Consider the following 17416-nt stretch of genomic DNA (forward strand, 5'->3'; position numbering starts at 1 on the left):
CGTAAAAACCAAAGCGATGAAATTGAAATTACACCTGGCGGTGTGGTTGCTCGTGTCGGCATCCACATTTGCCCAATCCTTTTACGACACCAACACCATACAGGAAATCCGCATTTATTTTTCGCAACCCGACTGGGAAACCCAGCTCAATGTGCAGCAAATGGGCGAACAACAATACATTCCGGCCGAGTCGGTCGCGATCAACGGGACGGTGTTCGAGAATGTGGGCGTCAAATACAAGGGGAACAGTTCGTTTATTCCGTGGCATCAGAAAAATCCGTTCCACATCGAACTCGATACGTACCAGGACCAAGACTACCAAGGTTATACCGACATTAAACTCAGCAATGTGATCTTCGATCCGTCGTATGTCAGGGAGACGCTTTCGTACGACATCCTCGGTCAGTACATGGCCGCGCCGCAATGTAATTATGCCAATGTGTATGTGAACGACGTGCTTCGCGGATTGTATGTCAACGTCGAATCGATCTCGAAAAAATTTGTGCGCAAACATTTCCATTCAGACGGGAATGCGTTTTTTGAGTGTTCGCCCGTCAATGGCGCGAGCGGTACCACCACATTCGAAGAATTGCCCACCTTGCTGTATTGGGGCAACAACATCAACAGTTACAATTTGGCCTACGAAATCAAGTCCGATGAGGGTTGGGAAGATTTGATCGCGCTCACGCAAACGCTCAACCACAACACCCCGGCCATCGAAAACGTACTCGACGTAGACCGCGCGTTGTGGATGTTGGCCTACGACAACCTGATGGTCAACATCGACAGCTATATCGGTATTTTCAGCCAAAATTATTACCTGTACAAAGACGACAACGGCCGTTTCAATCCGGTGGTTTGGGACCTCAATATGTCGTTGGGCGTGTTTGCCGACCTGGGCACGTCGATACTCGAGAACACGCAACAGAAAAAAACGTTGAGCCCGTTCCAGCATTTGGGCGACAATACGTTTCCGCTGGTGTTCAGGCTGCTCAACAACCCGCATTACCGCAAGGTATACCTCGCGCATTACTACACCATGTTGCAGGAGAATTTTGCCAACAACAGCTATTGGGCCAAGGCGCAGGCGATGCATGACCTGATCGACGCTTCGGTGCAGGCCGAGCCCAATCCGCTGAACAGCTATGCCGCGTTCCAGGCCAATATGACCACCGATCTGACGACCAACAACGGGCTTGTGGCGCCGGGTATTTCGAACCTGGTCAACGGGCGTACGGCTTTCTTGCAGGGGCTTCCCGATTTTTCATCGCCCAAACCCACCATCACAAACCTCCAAACCAGTCCGGCCGCACCCGTTGTGGGCAACACCGTACATTTTACGGCGCACGTGACCAACACCAACACCAATGCCGTGACGATGGGTTTCAGGCACCATTTGAAAGACGTTTTCGTGAAAACGCCCATGTTCGACGACGGTGCGCACAACGACGGTGCGGCAGGGGATAACGTGTACGGCGCTTCGGTGGTGATGACGCATGCCTATCTGCAGTATTACCTGTATGCCGAAAACAATACCATAGGCGCGTTTTCACCAGCCCGGGCGGAGTACGAATTCCATGAGCTCGATGCGACCTATCCGACTTTGGACGAGGAAGACCTCGTGATCAATGAGCTTATGGCGCAAAACACGTCGACGGTAACCGATCCGGCGGGCCAATTTGAAGATTGGATCGAGTTGTACAACAATACGGCCAACACCATCAGCCTCGACAACCTTTACCTGACCGACAGTCCCGACAATTTGCAAAAGTGGGCGTTTCCGTCAGGGCTTACGATGGCGCCGCACAGCTATCTGATTGTTTGGGCCGACGAAGATTTGACCGAAGAAGGCCTGCACGCCGATTTCAAACTGTCGGCCAATGGCGAAAGCATCATCCTGTCCTATCCGAACGGCGCGGTCGTAGACGCCATTACGTTTGGCGCGCAAACCGCCAATGTGAGTTATGCGCGGGTGCCCAACGGGACCGGCGACTTTTTCAGTCATCCGACCACGTTTAACGAAAACAACGAAAACCTGGGAGCCGAAGGTTTTGCATCGGCGCCGGGCATTGTGGCGTGGCCGAATCCCGCCAACGATGTGCTCGCGATCAGGACCGCACAGCCCATGAAAAAGGTGTCGGTGTTCAATTTGATGGGGCAAGTTGTTTTTGAAGCGACGGTTGACGGCACACAACAGCAACTGCCGGTGCACGACTGGGCTTCGGGGGTATACATCGTAAAGGTGACGGGCGAATCTTTTGCCGAACGCATCAAGATTACCAAGCGATAGACAGCAATAGGAAATGAGGCTGTAGGGCCAGCCTCATTAATGCCAGTGGGCGTCTATCTTAGGAAAAACCTCGAAACGCCTTCGCCAGAACAGTGTTTCGCGTTTTCTTAAGCGGTTTATGGAAGCCTTGTCGATACCACAACGACATTCGGCCGGCCACACCGTTTTATAGACCACACCAACAATTTCCTTATACTGCTTTGTCCGGGCCTGATGAGAATTGTCCCGGGACAGTAAGAATGTTGAACATGATACACTTGAGGAGCGTTCTAACGAATGGTTGAAACAACCCCAAATGAAAACCGAAATAAAAGTAGTTACATTTGCGCCGAAACGGATGGCGCCCGCACAACCTTTAGGAAAGATTGTCGTCGAGTAGCAAAAAATGTTAAAATTTAGATGAACCCTTGCCGAACGGCTTCTTTTACCAGGCTGGTGTCGTCGGTGACCTCGAACGCTTTTTTCATGCGCGAGATGCGTTTTTGGATGGCACTGGCCGTCAGGTAAATGGTATCTTCGATGTCTTTGATCTTGAAACCTTTCGAAAGATAAAACAGGATTTGCCGGTTGCTATCTTCTACCATCAGTTCCTTTTTCCAGATTTCGCCGATGCAGGCGCGCACAAGCGGGCTTTGGTAGGTGCCGTCGGCCATGACGGTTTGCACGGCCAGTCGCAGTTTTTCGGGGGTGATGTCGTTTTTGATGATGAGCGCATCGGGATGTACTTTCTTGACGAGGTCGTACACAATGATGACCTCGGTATGCGCGGTGATCATGATGATTTTGCAATCGGGGTGGTAAATGCGGATCAGCCCGGCCACATCTACACCCGACAGTATCGATTTTTCGGCAAACGGCGGCATGCTGTTGTCGAGGATGGCCACATCGAATTTTCCAGGGGCCGTGGTCAGGATTTGATAGGCCTGTTCGCAGTCGTAGGCTTTTACAAATAGCGGCGCACGTTCCAAATAGGTAGCGGCCGCGAGCGCGTCGCAGTAACCCTCGATGGTCATCGGATGGTCGTCGGCTAAGAAAATTCGCATATTTGCATATAAAACTTTAACAAAATGTGTCGTTTTGCAGCACCAACAAAATCGTGCGCTTGTTTAGCTTGCAGTCTATTTTTTCCGCAAACCACATGCGCTTCTCTTTTCTGATCATCGACAATAACCAGGCTGCGATTGACGAAACGCTCAAGCTTTTCGAAAATTTCCCCAACTATTTTTGTGCGGGCATTTTCAAGAACAATGAAATCGCCATGGACCAAATCTTCAAGATCAAACCGCAACTGGTGATCATGGGCGTGCCGTTCGAAACCAAAGATAAGACTTTATCTTTTGCGGCGCTATCCGAAATACACCAATATATGGATACGGTGCCTTATTTTATCGCGCTGGCCAACACGGCCGAATTTGCGTTCGAGGCGATACAGGCGGGTTTTAGCGATTATGTGCTGCGTCCGATGCAGCTGCACCAGTTGGGCAAGAGTTTGTTCAAGTTCGAAAAAAGATGCTCGGTTCCGGCGACTTCTACGATTTGCATCAAGTCTTACAGCGATTATCAGTTTGTGGCGTTGCAGGACATCATTTACCTCAAGGCCGATAACAATACCACCGATATCCAGCTCATCAACGGCAAGACGGTGAACGCCTACAAGACGCTCAAGCATTTTGAGGGTACGTTGCCGTTTTACTTTTTGCGCATCCACAAAAGCTACATCGTGAACATCAACCATGTGTCGCGCATCCATTTTGCCAAGTCCAAGTGCTACCTCAATTACAACGAGATTTTGCCGTTTTCGGTGAGCTACCGCGAGAACATCGACGCGATTGTGCGCAACATCAACTTTTGACAAATCGCGAATCTTTGCAAAATACCCCATTTCGCCCTTTTGATGGGTAGGGATTCTTTTGCCATCGTACCATTCACTACAACAAACTGTTATTCTTAGGATTGCAGTTTTTTTCGCTTTTACTTTGTCTCGCGTTCATCTGATGATGCGCAACAGAAGCTTCACAATTTGAGAACGATGGCGTACGGCTTCGTTCTCACCTGACCAAACATTTTTAATGATTTCGGCAACCACCACAAGTTGCCGCCACCTTTTAATGCTAATTTTTAAAAACGATTCACGATGAAAACGCTATTGATTGCTATTTGCTTTGCATTGGCCACCCCTACCTTTGCGTCTACGAAATTTACAACATCACCAATGGAGATTGGGGATAATCCGCCCCCGTCGTCCGATCCGTCCAAACCAAAAGGATAGTCACATACTGCGACTTAAAAAGGCGATCTTAGTGGTCGCCTTTTATGTTTGAGACTAAAAATGCTTACTTTTGGAGGAATCCTAGTTAACGGCCAATTGAAAGTTACCTTCCCGATACTGCTTTGTTTCTTGTTCTTTATCGCGTGCCAAGGTCGCGACGACACTCGGTTCGAGATTAGGCGCGAAGTCAAGGCGCTTTTTCGAAAGGCAGATACAGTGAAATCGTCGACTATTCGCGAGCGAACTATCGATTCTGCTGCTGCCAAACTGTATACATCTGACAACGATTCTATTCGACGCGAGTTGATTTTTAATGTTGCGGCGCGATACGAAGAATTGGGTGCCCGTGACAAATATATTACCGCTTGCAGGGTTGTCTATAACAAAGCAAAACAGCAGCATGACACGGTAGACTGGGCCCAGGCTTCTTCTTGGATAGGTGATTTTTATGTGGCGGAAATGCGTTCAGACAGTGCATTCAAGTACTATTTGCAGGCCGAGAAAATATACCGTTCAATTAAAGACGAAGAGAGCGTTGGTCGCGCGATGTTGGGAAAGGCAACGGTCCTGTATCACACCGGTAATTTCTCTGAAGGAGTGAACCAGGCTATTCAAGCCTTACAAGTCTTAAAAGATTCTGACGACCATTTTCTGAGATACAATGGGTATCTGATGACAGCGTTGAGTCTTAAAGAAGTTAAGGATTATAGCAAAGCGCTTGACTATTTTGATCTCTCTGCCGCCGAGATTGACCAGCTTGAAAAGCAAGGAGATTTCCCTTTGTCGTATCTTCACTCATATCGCGCCGGTTATTTCAATAACATGGGAACAATCTACGAACGTTTGGGGAGCTATGATCGGGCCGTGGATTATTACAATAGCGGTTTGAAGATCAAGCAACCGTATCAGAAATCGGCAGAGTTGTACGCGACGTTGCTTAACAATATGGCTTATGCTCAAATGAAAAATGGCGCGCCGAAAGGCGTAAGGGAAAAAATGTTGAGGGCGTACTTTATTCGCGACAGCATCCAATCTATGCCGGGAATAGTATCTTCAAAGATTAAGATTGGGGAGTTGGATTTGCTTGAACATGACACCACCTCCGCATTGCGTAATTTTAAAGAGGGCTTTGATTTGGCGCGTAAGATCCATGCCAGCGCCGAAATGCTACAAACCCTCAAACTGCTCACCGAGCACGACAAAAAGAACAAGGACCACTTCTCGAAACTTTACTTCAAGGTCAACGACAGCGTACAGGCCGTAGAACGCGCCACGCAAAACAAATTCGCGCGCATCGCCTACGAAACCGACCAAATCCAGGAGCAAAACGAGTTGTTGTCGCGGCGCAATAAAATCATTATCACGGTTGCTGCGTTGCTGCTATTGGTCGCGATTTCGGGGATTGCGATTTTGAGGTTGCGGTCCAAAAACAAGGAACTTTTGTATGCGCAACAGCAGCAACAGGCCAACGAAAAAATTTACCAGCTCATCCTGAAACAACAGTCCGAGACCGAGGCCGCGCGCAACGAGGAACGCAACCGCATCGCCATGGAATTGCACGACGGCATTGTCAACAGTATTTTCACGACGCGTTTCAACCTGATGCAACTCGACACCGCATCGACAGATAGAAAAGACCAACTCGTCCAAGAGCTCGAAAAGACAGAGCAGGATGTACGCAAGGTGTCACACGATTTGCAAAACAGCCTGTTCGTAGAAAACAAGGGAATGGTAGCCATGCTTTCGCAACTGGTCGCCGCGCAACAAAACGATTCGCAAACCGAATTCGATGTGTCGGTCGACAAATACATCGATTGGGGTACGGTTTCCGATGCGCACAAAATCCATGTGTACCGCATTGTCCAGGAAGCCATCCAAAACGTACACAAGTATGCGCAAGCCAAGCGTTGTTTGGTCATGTTGCTCAAAACCGATCAAAAGATCACGCTCCGAATTTGGGACAACGGCGTCGGTTTTAACCCAGAGAAAGCCAAGCAAGGAATCGGACTGCGCAACATCAGGACGCGTGCCGAGGCATTGGGCGGTGTACTCAAGATTTCCTCCGAACCCAACAACGGGACCACCGTTGCCGTCATTTTTTAATGCCGTTTGAAAACGCGCGCCATTTCTTTGTAACTTTAAACCGCTAAACTTTGTCTATGCGCTTTTTGTATGCCGTTATTTTGGTCCTGGTCGTGTCGCCTGTTTTTGCGCAGGAAGAAGCCGAGAAGGCACCCAAGACTTTGCCGCCGCCCATGATCAATGTCGATTCGCTTTACCGCGAAGACCAGTTCTATGCAGGATTTACTTACAACCGTTTGCTCAACCGCCCGCCAGGGATTTCGCAAAATAAGTTTTCGTCGGGGTTTACGGCGGGGTTTCAGCGCGACATGCCGTTCAACAAGGCAAGAACATGGGCCTTTGCGCCCGGGCTGGGGGTTTCCTACAACAAATATTTCCAGAATATGTTGATCTCTAAGGTCGATGAGGTCGCGCAATACAACCTCGTGGCCACCGGCGTACAATACCAAAAAAACAAATTCGAACAGGTGCTCATCGATGTGCCGCTCGAGTTGCGTTGGCGTACCTCGGTTCCCGAAAGCCACAAGTTTTGGCGGATTTACAGCGGGATTCGGGTGAGTTATGCGGTTTATTCGCGCTCCAAATACGTAGACGGCAACTACAACATCAAAGTGGCCGACAACCAGGATTTCAACCGATTGCAAGTGGGCGCCTACTTGGTTTGGGGATACAACACCTGGAACTTTTATGCCCATTACGGCATCACACCATTTTTTGATTCGTCGGCCCGTTTGAATGGCGCGCTGGTCGAACTCAATCCGTTGCGTTTGGGGCTGATGTTTTACGTCTTATAGCCAAAAACACCACAGCGCGATTTGCGGAACAATTCCGCATAGCCCGCCAATGACCAGTTCCTTGCCCGTATGGGCGTCCATTTCGAGCCTCGACGCGGCCACGATTCCGCTGGCCAACGCCAACGCCGCGATCACAAACAAGGCGTTGGTTTGGTTGTGCATGCTGAGCCCAACGGCAAACGCCAGCAATCCCATGATGCCCATTTGGTGAAGGCTCGCCTTGATTTTCACGAACGCCAGCGCAAGCGCAAGCCCGCTGCTCGTGAGCGCCCCGAGGAAAAAGTAGTACAGCTCGGGAATCAAATCTACGGTAATGCTCTTGGCGATCAGCAGCGCGGTCAGGACAATGTAAATCGAAAGCGGAAGTTTGCGCTGCGACACTTGCTCGAGCATCACCGAATCGACCCTGCCCAAGGTGCGCAGCAAATAAAAAAAGCAAATCGGGATGAATACCATGATGATCGACACCTGGATCAGGACAAGGTATACCTGTTCGATTACAAAATAGTTTTCGTTGAGGTTAAAATACACCAACGTTGCCAATAGCGGAATAAAGATCGGATGCAGCAAATACGAAAAAAAAACAAGGGTCTTTCTCAAGGCTAAATCTTCTTGCGCATCCGCGCGACCGGGATGTCGAGTTGTTCGCGGTATTTTGCAATCGTACGACGCGCAATCGGATAGCCTTTTTCCTTGAGGATGTCGGCAAGTTGGTCGTCGGGTAGGGGCTTGCGTTTGTCTTCGTCTTCGATGACGGTTTGCAGGATTTTCTTGATTTCGATGGTCGACACGTCTTCGCCCTGGTCGTTTTTCATCGCCTCCGAGAAAAATTCCTTGATGAGCTTGGTGCCGTACGGCGTTTCTACGTATTTTGAATTGGCCACGCGCGAAATCGTCGAGATGTCGAGCCCCACCATATCGGCAATGTCCTTCAGGATCATCGGGCGCAACTTGGTCTCGTCGCCATCCAAAAAATACTCTTCCTGGTAGTGCATGATGGCGTTCATGGTCACGAACAGCGTTTCCTGCCGTTGGCGGATGGCATCGATGAACCACTTGGCCGAATCGAGTTTTTGCTTGATGAACTGCACCGCGTCCTTTTGCTGTTGCGACTTGTCGCGCGATTCCTTGTAGGTTTGTAGCATTTCCTGGTAATCGCGCGAAACGTGCAGCGTAGGGGCATTGCGTCCGTTGAGCGAGAGTTCGAGTTCGCCTTCGTTGATACGGATCGTAAAATCGGGCACCACATGCTCGATCAGCTTGGTGCTGCCCGCGTACACGCCGCCCGGCTTGGGATTGAGCTTTTCGATTTCGCCAATCGCCCCCTTGAGCCGTTCCTGCGACACGCCGTATTTTTGCTGTAAACGGTCGTAATGCTTTTTCGAAAACGCATCGAACTGGTGCTCGATGATGTCGGTGGCCAACGCAACAGATTCGGTAGGTGTCTTGTGTTTGAGCTGCAACAACAAACATTCCTGCAAATCGCGCGCGCCCACACCCGACGGTTCGAGCTCGTGGATCACGTGCAAAATGCGCTCGACGGTGGCCTCGTCGGTGTAAATGCCTTGCGTAAAGGCCATGTCGTCTACAATATCGGGGATCGAGCGGCGGATGTAGCCCATGTCGTCTATCGAGCCCACCAAAAACTCGGCAATCTCGCGTTCGTCGTCGGTCAAGATAAACGTGTGGAGCTGGTTGAGCAAATCCTGGTGAAAACTCAGGCCTGCCGCCAGCGGCGATTCGCGTTGCTCGTCGTCGGCCGAATAGTTGTTGGCCGACAGTTTGTAATCGGGCGTTTCGTCATTGCTCAGGTATTCGTCGATGTTGATTTCGTCGGCTTCGATGGTTTCGTTGTCGTCAAAATCGTCGTACTCTTCTTCGTTTTCGAATTCGTCCTTTTCGTACTCCTCGTCTTCCTCCTTGCCCGCCTCGAGTGCCGGGTTCTCGTTCATCTCTTCCTTGAGTCGTTGTTCGAACGCCTGCGTCGGCAGCTGGATCAACTTCATGAGTTGGATTTGCTGCGGCGAGAGTTTTTGCGAGAGTTTTAGGTTTAACGATTGTTTGAGCATTTTATAAATTTAATTTTTTTGGCGGTTTAATGGTCAAATTTACGAAAATATTTTGGAGCTGTTTCCGGCTTTTCATTCCAATCTTTTTGAACGCTTTTGCAAAGCGTTCAAAAAGGATTTCCATTTCAATCCGGGCTAGGGGTTGCTGCGTCGCTAGAATTATTTTCAAAACCGGACGTTTTTAATCCGTTTGTAGTTTCCGCTGCCGCGGGGGCCTACTTTTGCCTCGCCGCAAAAGTAGCAAAAAGGCGTAGCGGCACACTTTCTCGGCTAAAAATCAACGTCGTTCGCTAAGCCAGCTGAACTCGCCTGCGGCTCAAACAGCACCTGGCTTTTAACGCTCACTGCGTTGATTTTCTTAACGCCTCGCCAGTGAATGCCGCGCCAGTTAGGAAAGTAATATTTTATTTTTGGCTTGCCCGCGGCGCCAAAAATCCGCACGAGGAATGTTCGTTGAGAGTTGAACGGATCGTTTCGTTTGGGACGTTCGCCGTAAAACGTCCTCGCGGGGAAAAATCTTTCCGCCACGACAAGTTTCCCGGCGCGTTGGACGAACACTCAAAGCGGAGAATGAATTTTCTATTTACGATAAACATTCTTCGTGAGGCTGCGCGCTTTGGTCGTGGCAGGCGGGCACCTGCGGCTTGAAGCTGGCGTTAAGAAACAAATTCTGTTTGAGGCGCAGCCGAGTTAATTTGTTTTAGCCGGCGAAAGCCAGCAGGTCGCCGAACGACCGCGCGCCAGGCATTTTTGCTACTTTTGTTGCCAGACAAAAGTAGGCCCGCGGCAGCGAAAATAACTTAGAATTCCAAAACGTCCGGTTTTGTGAGAAGCCCAAGCAACGTAGTCAACCCCTAGCCCCGATTACCTCACCTAGATAATATTTTTAATAGGTGTTCGGTGAACGCTGAAGCGTTTGCAGCGGAAATCCTTTATGCGGCGCAACGCAGTGGAGCCGCAAAAAGATTGCAGTGAAAAGCGGGAACCAGCTCCAAAAAAAAGTCCGACAAACCGTCGGACTCTATAATAGCATTTTTAAACGAAGTTTAAAACTCCGCATTTCCCGGCGTACGCGGAAAAGGAATCACATCGCGGATGTTCGTCATACCGGTAACGAACAACACCAATCGTTCGAAACCAAGCCCAAAGCCCGAGTGTACGGCCGTTCCAAAACGACGCGTGTCAAGGTACCACCACAATTCTTTTTCGTCGATGCCAATCTTGCGCATCTTCTCGACCAGCACGTCGTAACGCTCCTCACGCTGCGAACCGCCTACGATTTCGCCGATGCCAGGGAACAAGATGTCCATGGCGCCCACGGTTTTTCCGTCTTCGTTCAGGCGCATGTAAAACGACTTGATGTTGGCCGGATAGTCGTAAACAATGACCGGAGATTTAAAGTGTTTTTCAACAAGGAAACGCTCGTGCTCCGACTGTAAATCGGCGCCCCATTCGTTGATGACGTATTGGAATTTTTTCTTTTTGTTGGGCGTCGAATCGCGCAAAATGTCGATCGCTTCGGTATACGAAACGCGTTTGAAATTGTTCTCCAAAACAAAGTTCAATTTGTCGAGCAAATTCATTTCGCTGCGTTGGTCCTGCGGCTTCGATTTCTCTTCGTCGATGAGTCGGCCTTCGAGGAATTTGAGGTCGTCCTGACATTTGTCTACGGTATATTTAATCACGTAGCGGATGAAATCTTCGGCCAAATCCATGTTGTCGTGCAAATCGTTGAACGCGACTTCGGGCTCGATCATCCAAAACTCGGCGAGGTGGCGCGAGGTGTTCGAATTTTCGGCGCGGAACGTTGGCCCGAATGTGTAAATCTGTCCGAGCGCCATCGCAAACGCTTCGCCTTCGAGCTGGCCCGAAACCGTCAAATTCGTCTGGTGCCCAAAAAAGTCTTCTTTGTAGTTGATCGTGCCGTCTTCGTTGCGCGGCGGATTGTTCATGTCGAGCGCCGAAACCTGGAACATTTCGCCCGCACCTTCGGCATCGGCGCCGGTAATGATGGGCGTGTTCACATACACAAAACCTTGCTCCTGAAAATACTGGTGCACGGCCGCAGCCAACACCGAACGCACACGCATGATCGCGCCGAACGCATTGGTACGCACGCGCAAATGGGCGTTGTCGCGCAGGAATTCGAGCGAGTGTTTTTTGGGTTGCATCGGGAATTTCTCGGCGTCTGAGTCGCCCAAAATCTCGAGGGTCTTGACTTGGATTTCGAATTTTTGGCCTGCGCCCTGGCTTTCTACAAGGTCGCCAACAACCGAAACCGCGGCACCGGTCGTGATACGCTTGAGGGTTTCCTCGGGCGTATTTTCAAAATCGACGACGCATTGGATGTTGTGGATCGTCGAGCCGTCGTTGAGCGCGATGAATTGGTTATTGCGGAAAGTCCGGACCCAGCCTTTGGCGGTTACGTCGCTCATGGGCTGTGTGCTGGCGAGCAGGTCTTTTACTTTGGTACGTTTCATTTCTTATGAATTTGTGTGCAAATATAAATGTTTCTGTTTGTCATTCCGACGAAAGGAGGAATCTCATTGCTTCGATTCCTTGAGATTTCTCCCTGCGGTCGAAATGACAAACGCGGCGTCTAATCCTCGATGATTCCGTCGTCTACCAATTCCTCCTTGCGCAAACGCTTTTTCTCGAACGTCAACACCAGCGACGGCAACACGATCAGGTTGGCGAACAGCGCAAAACACAGCGTACACGAAATCAGCGCGCCCAGTGCAATGGTGCCGCTAAAGCTCGACAAGGTAAAAGTCGCAAAGCCAAAAATGAGCACCACCGAAGTATAGAACGTACTGATGCTCGTTTCGCGGATCGCGCTCAAAACCGATTTGCGCACGCGGCCGTTGTTCAAGATCAAATCGTGCCGGTACTTGGCCATGAACTGGATGGCGTTGTCTACCGAGATCCCAAAGGCAATGCTGAACACCAAAATCGTCGACGGCTTGAGCGGAATCCCCATGTACCCCATGATGCCCGACGTGATGCACAACGGCAAAATGTTCGCAATGAGCGACACGGCGATCATCTTGACCGATCGGAACATGTAGGCCATGAGCACCACAATCATAAAAATCGCGAACACAATGGCTTCGATCAAATTGTCTACCAGGTACGACGTGCCTTTCTGAAACACCAGCGCCTTGCCCGTGAGCTTGACCTCGAAGCGTTCTTTGGGGAACACGCTGTCTATTTTTTGCTGGAGTTGCCCTTCTACGCGCGCCATTTCTTCGGTACCGATGTCGCGCATGAACGTGGTGATGCGCGTGTACCGTCCCGTCGAATCGACATACGATTTCATGATGTTGTCCTTGGCGTTTTTGGTCGCGTTCTTGGCGTAGCTCAAAATGAACGCCTGCTCCTGCGCCGTCGGTAAATCGTAGTATTCGGGATTGCCGTTGTAGTAGGCCTGCTTGGCGTATTTGACCAAATTGACGATGGAAACCGGCTTGGACAATTCGGGGATTTTTTCGATGGTTTGCTGCAGCTCGTCCATCTTTTTGAGCGTCGAGAGTTTCATGACACCCTTTTTGCGTTTGGTGTCGATCATGATCTCGAGCGGCATCACGCCGTTGAACTGCTCTTCATAAAACACGATGTCCTTGAAAAACGACGCCGTCTTGGGCATCTCGCCAATCAAACTGCCCGACACTTTCATGCGCGTCAGTCCGTACAAACTCACGACGAGCAAAACCGCGTACACGGTGTAAATGTACTTGCGTTTGTTCTTGACCAAAAATTCGATGCGGTCGGTAAGCGTGGTCAGGTAGGTACGGCTCAGGTGGTACAGGTGTTTTTCCTTGGGCACCGACATAAAACTGTACATAATCGGCACAATCAAAAGCGTGAGCAAATACACACCCATGATGTTGATCGAGGTGATCAATCCGAACTCGAACAACAATTCGTTTCCGGTAATCATAAACGTTGCAAATCCAGTGGCCGCGGTCAGGTTCGTCATCAGCGTCGATACGCCGATTTTCGAGATGACGCGTTGCAACGCCTTCGCCTGGTTGTTGTGCAGCTTGATCTCCTGCTGGTATTTGTTGATCAAAAAGATACAGTTCGTGATCCCGATCACAATAATCAGCGGCGGGATGATGGCCGTCAGGATCGTGATTTTGTAATGCATCGCACCCAGCGTCCCAAACGACCACATCACGCCAAACACCAAAATGGTCGTCGAGATCAGCGTCGCGCGGTGCGAGCGGAAGAACATAAAAAAGATGAACGACACGATGAACAATGCCGCGCCGATGAACAACCCGATTTCGCCCTTCATGTCCTCGGCATTGATCGTCCTGATGTACGGCATACCCGAAACCTTGAGGTCTACGCCTGTCGATTTTTCGAATTGATCGACCGCGGGAACAAGCGTCTGCAGGATAAAATCCTTGCGCGCCGCCGTGTTGACGATTTTTTTGTTCAGGTATACCGCCGAACGAAAGCTGCCCGATTTTTGGTTGTACAGCAAGCCTTCATAAAAAGGCAGCCGGTTGAACAGTTCGTCGCGGATTTGGGCCAAATACGACGCGTCGCCTGCTTGCGTGGCATTGATCAGCGGCACCATGTCGAATTTTTCGGCGATGGTATCTTTCTGGAGTTTTTTGAGGTCTTTGAGCGACACGACCAAATCGACATCCTTAGACGATTTGAGTTGCGCCATCATCTCGTTCCAAGCCTTGTAAACCTTGGGCGTAAAGAGCCGCTTGTCTTGAACGCCCACGACCACCAGGTTGCCTTCTTCGCCAAACCGGTCGAGAAATTCGCGGTAGTCGCGGTTGGCCTTGTGGCCCTGCGGCAACAGGTTGGCCTCGGTGTAGGTCATTTGCAGGTTGCGCCATTGCGAAGCCAGCAAAACCGTAATGCCCACGAGCAAAACCAATATGGTAATCCGGTTGGTCAGGATGATCCGCGCCACGCCTTCCCAGAAACCAACCTTGAATCTTTTTTTCATAATGCTAAAAATGGTTGCAAAGGTAGCGAAACGCAAAGGAAAATGAAAGCGATTTGCGTTACGGTTTTGTTTAAAAATACCCCGATTTCAACTACATCGATTTAATTTTTGCCGCGTTCGGTATTGCGATATTAATTTATATCTTTGGTTGCGCTACCAAGGCCAGGATTGGGCGTTTAAAAACATGAAGCGGTTCAAGAATTCCATTTTTTATGTGGTTACCGTCAGCGGTTTTTCGCTGCTGATTTATTGGGTACTCACTAAGGGGAAGCAGCTCGAAAACGGACGGCACGTAGTGGTGCCCAGCGCGCGCGACCAATGGCTGGAGTTCCTCGCTTCGATGAAGCACAACCTGGGGCATCCGCTGGCCATTTTGCTGGCACAAATCATCACCATCATCATTGTCGCGCGGTTTTTTGGCTGGCTGTTCCGCAAGATCGGTCAACCTACCGTCATGGGCGAAATCGTCGCGGGCATCGTGCTCGGGCCGTCGCTCGTGGGCATGGTGTTTCCCGAATATTCGGCGCTGCTTTTTCCTGCCGCATCGCTCGGCAACCTGCAATTTTTGAGTCAAATCGGATTGATCCTGTTCATGTTCGTCATTGGGATGGAACTCGACCTCAAGGCGCTCAAGAACAAAGCCAACGACGCCGTGGTCATCAGTCATGCGAGCATCATCTTCCCGTTTGCGCTGGGCATCATGCTCGCCTATTTTACGTACCATAAATTTGCGCCCGATGGGGTCGAATTTGCCTCTTTCTCGCTGTTCATGGGTATTGCAATGAGCATCACGGCGTTTCCCGTGCTCGCGCGCATCGTGCAGGAACGCGGCATCCACAAGACCAAGCTGGGTACCATCGTCATCACCTGCGCCGCCGCCGACGACATCACGGCCTGGTGTATTCTCGCGGCCGTGATCGCCATTGTCAAGGCCGGTTCGTTTGTGAGTTCGCTTTACATTATCGCGCTGGCCGTGGCTTATGTGGTGGTCATGCTCAAGGTGGTCAAGCCATTTTTGGAGCGCGTTGCGGCACTCAAGAATTCGAGGGCGAGCCTCAGCAAACCCGTGGTCGCGATTTTCCTGCTCACGCTCATCATCTCGGCCTATGCCACCGAGGTCATCGGCATCCATGCGTTGTTCGGCGCGTTCATGGCCGGCGCCATCATGCCCGACCATACCAAATTCCGCAACATCTTTATCGAGAAAGTCGAGGACGTGTCGGTGATTTTGTTGTTGCCGTTGTTCTTTGTATTTACAGGTTTGCGCACGCAAATCGGGCTTATTTCCGATCCGTACCTGCTCAAAGTGACCTTGGCCATCATCCTCGTGGCCGTTGTGGGTAAATTTGTCGGCAGCGCATTGGCCGCGCGATTCGTGGGGCAGAATTGGCGCGATTCGCTTACGATAGGCGCGCTCATGAACACACGCGGGCTCATGGAACTCGTGGTGCTCAACATCGGTTACGATTTGGGCGTACTCACCACCGAGGTCTTTACGATGATGGTCATCATGGCCTTGGTCACGACGGCCATGACCGGACCCGCCATCGACTTGATCAACAAGCTTTTCAAGACCGAAGCCAAGCCGATCCAGGAAGAAGTCAAGACCGAAAGCAAATACAAAATCCTGATTTCGTTCGGGAATTCGGAACGCGGTAAGGCGCTCTTGCGGTTGGCCAACGGGCTCATCAAGCGCGAACGCGAACCCGCCAGCGTGACGGCCATGCACCTGACGCTCAGCAACGAGCTGCACACCTTTGATCTCGAGGAGCAGGAACGCAAGAGTTTTGCGCCCGTGATCGCCGAATCGGAACAACTGGGCCAGCCCATCGTCAAATTGTTCAAGGCCTCGAGCGACATCGACCAGGACATTGTCGAGATTGCGAACCAGGGCGATTTCGATTTGCTGCTCGTGGGGCTCGGGCAATCGATTTTCGAAGGGACGTTACTCGGGCGCTTGCTGGGCTACACCACGCGCATCATCAACCCCGACCGCTTGATCGACAAGTTCACGGGCAAGGAAGGATTGTTCGAGAATTCGCCGTTTGACGAACGCACACGCCAAATCATTGGGCGTACCCGGATGCCGGTAGGGATACTCGTCGACAAAAACCTCGACAAGATCGAAGACATTTTTGTGCCGATTTTTAGCGAACAGGATGCTTTTCTGGTCGGGTTTGCGCACCGGCTTATCGCCAACAACAACGCGCACGTGACTTTTGTCGACCCGAACGATGCGATCAAGAACAATCCGTCCATAGCCGAAAGCATCGCCGCGATCGAAGACGAAATGCCCATCAACCTCACGATGATGACCGAGCGTACCATGCGCAAGGAGTTTCTTGTCAAGCAAGACATGATGGTCGTAAGCCTCGAAAGTTGGAAAAAACTCGTAGATTCGCAAAGTATTTGGCTCAGCAATATTTCTTCGGTGCTGATCCTAAAACCGTAACCATGAATTGGATTTTACTCGTCATCGCCGGCTTGTTCGAAGTCGGGTTCGCGTCTTGTTTGGGCAAGGCCAAAGAAACCACGGGAACCGCCGCCACGCTTTGGATGGCGGGCTTTTTTGTATGCCTGTCCATCAGTATGTTTTTGCTGTACAAGGCCACACAAACGCTGCCGATTGGTACTGCCTATGCGGTTTGGACGGGAATCGGCGCCATCGGGACGGTGCTCGTCGGGATTTTGGTCTTTAAGGAACCCGCGACGTTTTGGCGCATTTTCTTTCTAACGACATTGATCGCGTCGATCATCGGACTCAAGTTTGTGTCGTCGCATTGACTTAATCAACGCAAAATTTTATCGATAACCGCAAAGCTTCGAGACCTTTGCGTGCAACTTTGCGGTAAAAAAAAGTAACCACAAAGTACACAGAGGTTTCGCAAAGTGCACAAAGCTTGGAGGCCTTTGCGTGCAACTTTGCGTCTTTGCGGT

At 50.6% G+C, this 17416-nt stretch carries 11 protein-coding genes; 6 read left to right on the forward strand and 5 right to left on the reverse strand.

The genetic code is table 11. The features are described 5' to 3' along the window. Nucleotides 1-16 precede the first annotated feature (16 nt). Complete coding sequence (locus BLP55_RS05480; protein ID WP_091141312.1) at nt 17-2290, forward strand: CotH kinase family protein; 2274 nt, start codon at nt 17-19, stop codon at nt 2288-2290. Between the two features lie 395 nt (nt 2291-2685). Here BLP55_RS05480 and BLP55_RS05485 read toward each other — a convergent pair whose 3' ends face one another. Next, nucleotides 2686-3333: a response regulator transcription factor gene (locus BLP55_RS05485; RefSeq protein WP_091141313.1), complete on the reverse strand. Its 648-nt coding sequence runs from the start codon at nt 3331-3333 to the stop codon at nt 2686-2688. Nucleotides 3334-3428: 95 nt separating this feature from the next. Between BLP55_RS05485 and BLP55_RS05490 the strand changes: the two genes are divergently transcribed. The 3 genes from BLP55_RS05490 to BLP55_RS05500 all read left to right on the forward strand — a co-directional run bounded on the left by BLP55_RS05490 (nt 3429) and on the right by BLP55_RS05500 (nt 7435). Continuing rightward, nucleotides 3429-4142, forward strand: coding sequence for a LytR/AlgR family response regulator transcription factor (locus BLP55_RS05490; protein ID WP_139149612.1), 714 nt, complete (start codon nt 3429-3431; stop codon nt 4140-4142). A 1239-nt stretch (nt 4143-5381) separates the two neighbouring features. After that, nucleotides 5382-6662 (forward strand): sensor histidine kinase, encoded by a 1281-nt coding sequence (locus BLP55_RS16960; RefSeq protein ID WP_170826798.1) that lies wholly within the window; start codon nt 5382-5384, stop codon nt 6660-6662. 56 nt (nt 6663-6718) lie between these two features. Next, nucleotides 6719-7435, forward strand: coding sequence for a porin family protein (locus BLP55_RS05500; RefSeq protein WP_091141316.1), 717 nt, complete (start codon nt 6719-6721; stop codon nt 7433-7435). Here the strand turns inward: BLP55_RS05500 and BLP55_RS05505 are convergent. The 4 genes from BLP55_RS05505 to BLP55_RS05525 all read right to left on the reverse strand — a co-directional run bounded on the left by BLP55_RS05505 (nt 7430) and on the right by BLP55_RS05525 (nt 14479). After that, a complete protein-coding gene (locus BLP55_RS05505; protein ID WP_091141317.1) occupies nt 7430-8035 on the reverse strand; it encodes a hypothetical protein in 606 nt (201 codons plus the stop codon). The genes BLP55_RS05500 and BLP55_RS05505 overlap by 6 nt on opposite strands. A 2-nt stretch (nt 8036-8037) precedes the next feature. Further along, complete coding sequence (gene rpoN, locus BLP55_RS05510) at nt 8038-9504, reverse strand: RNA polymerase factor sigma-54 (RefSeq protein ID WP_091141318.1); 1467 nt, start codon at nt 9502-9504, stop codon at nt 8038-8040. Between the two features lie 1046 nt (nt 9505-10550). After that, nucleotides 10551-11984, reverse strand: a complete 1434-nt coding sequence (gene asnS / locus BLP55_RS05520; RefSeq protein ID WP_091141320.1) for an asparagine--tRNA ligase — start codon at nt 11982-11984, stop codon at nt 10551-10553. Between the two features lie 119 nt (nt 11985-12103). Continuing rightward, on the reverse strand, nt 12104-14479 hold the full coding sequence (locus BLP55_RS05525) for an efflux RND transporter permease subunit (protein ID WP_091141321.1): 2376 nt from the start codon (nt 14477-14479) through the stop codon (nt 12104-12106). Between the two features lie 184 nt (nt 14480-14663). On the opposite strand from BLP55_RS05525, the gene BLP55_RS05530 reads away from it, so the two are divergent. Then, nucleotides 14664-16931, forward strand: a complete 2268-nt coding sequence (locus BLP55_RS05530; protein WP_091141351.1) for a cation:proton antiporter domain-containing protein — start codon at nt 14664-14666, stop codon at nt 16929-16931. Between the two features lie 2 nt (nt 16932-16933). Then, complete coding sequence (locus BLP55_RS05535; protein WP_091141322.1) at nt 16934-17263, forward strand: DMT family transporter; 330 nt, start codon at nt 16934-16936, stop codon at nt 17261-17263. The last annotated feature ends 153 nt before the right edge of the window (nt 17264-17416 follow it).

Source organism: Flavobacterium caeni, from assembly GCF_900101895.1.
Taxonomy (GTDB): Bacteria; Bacteroidota; Bacteroidia; order Flavobacteriales; family Flavobacteriaceae; genus Flavobacterium; species Flavobacterium caeni.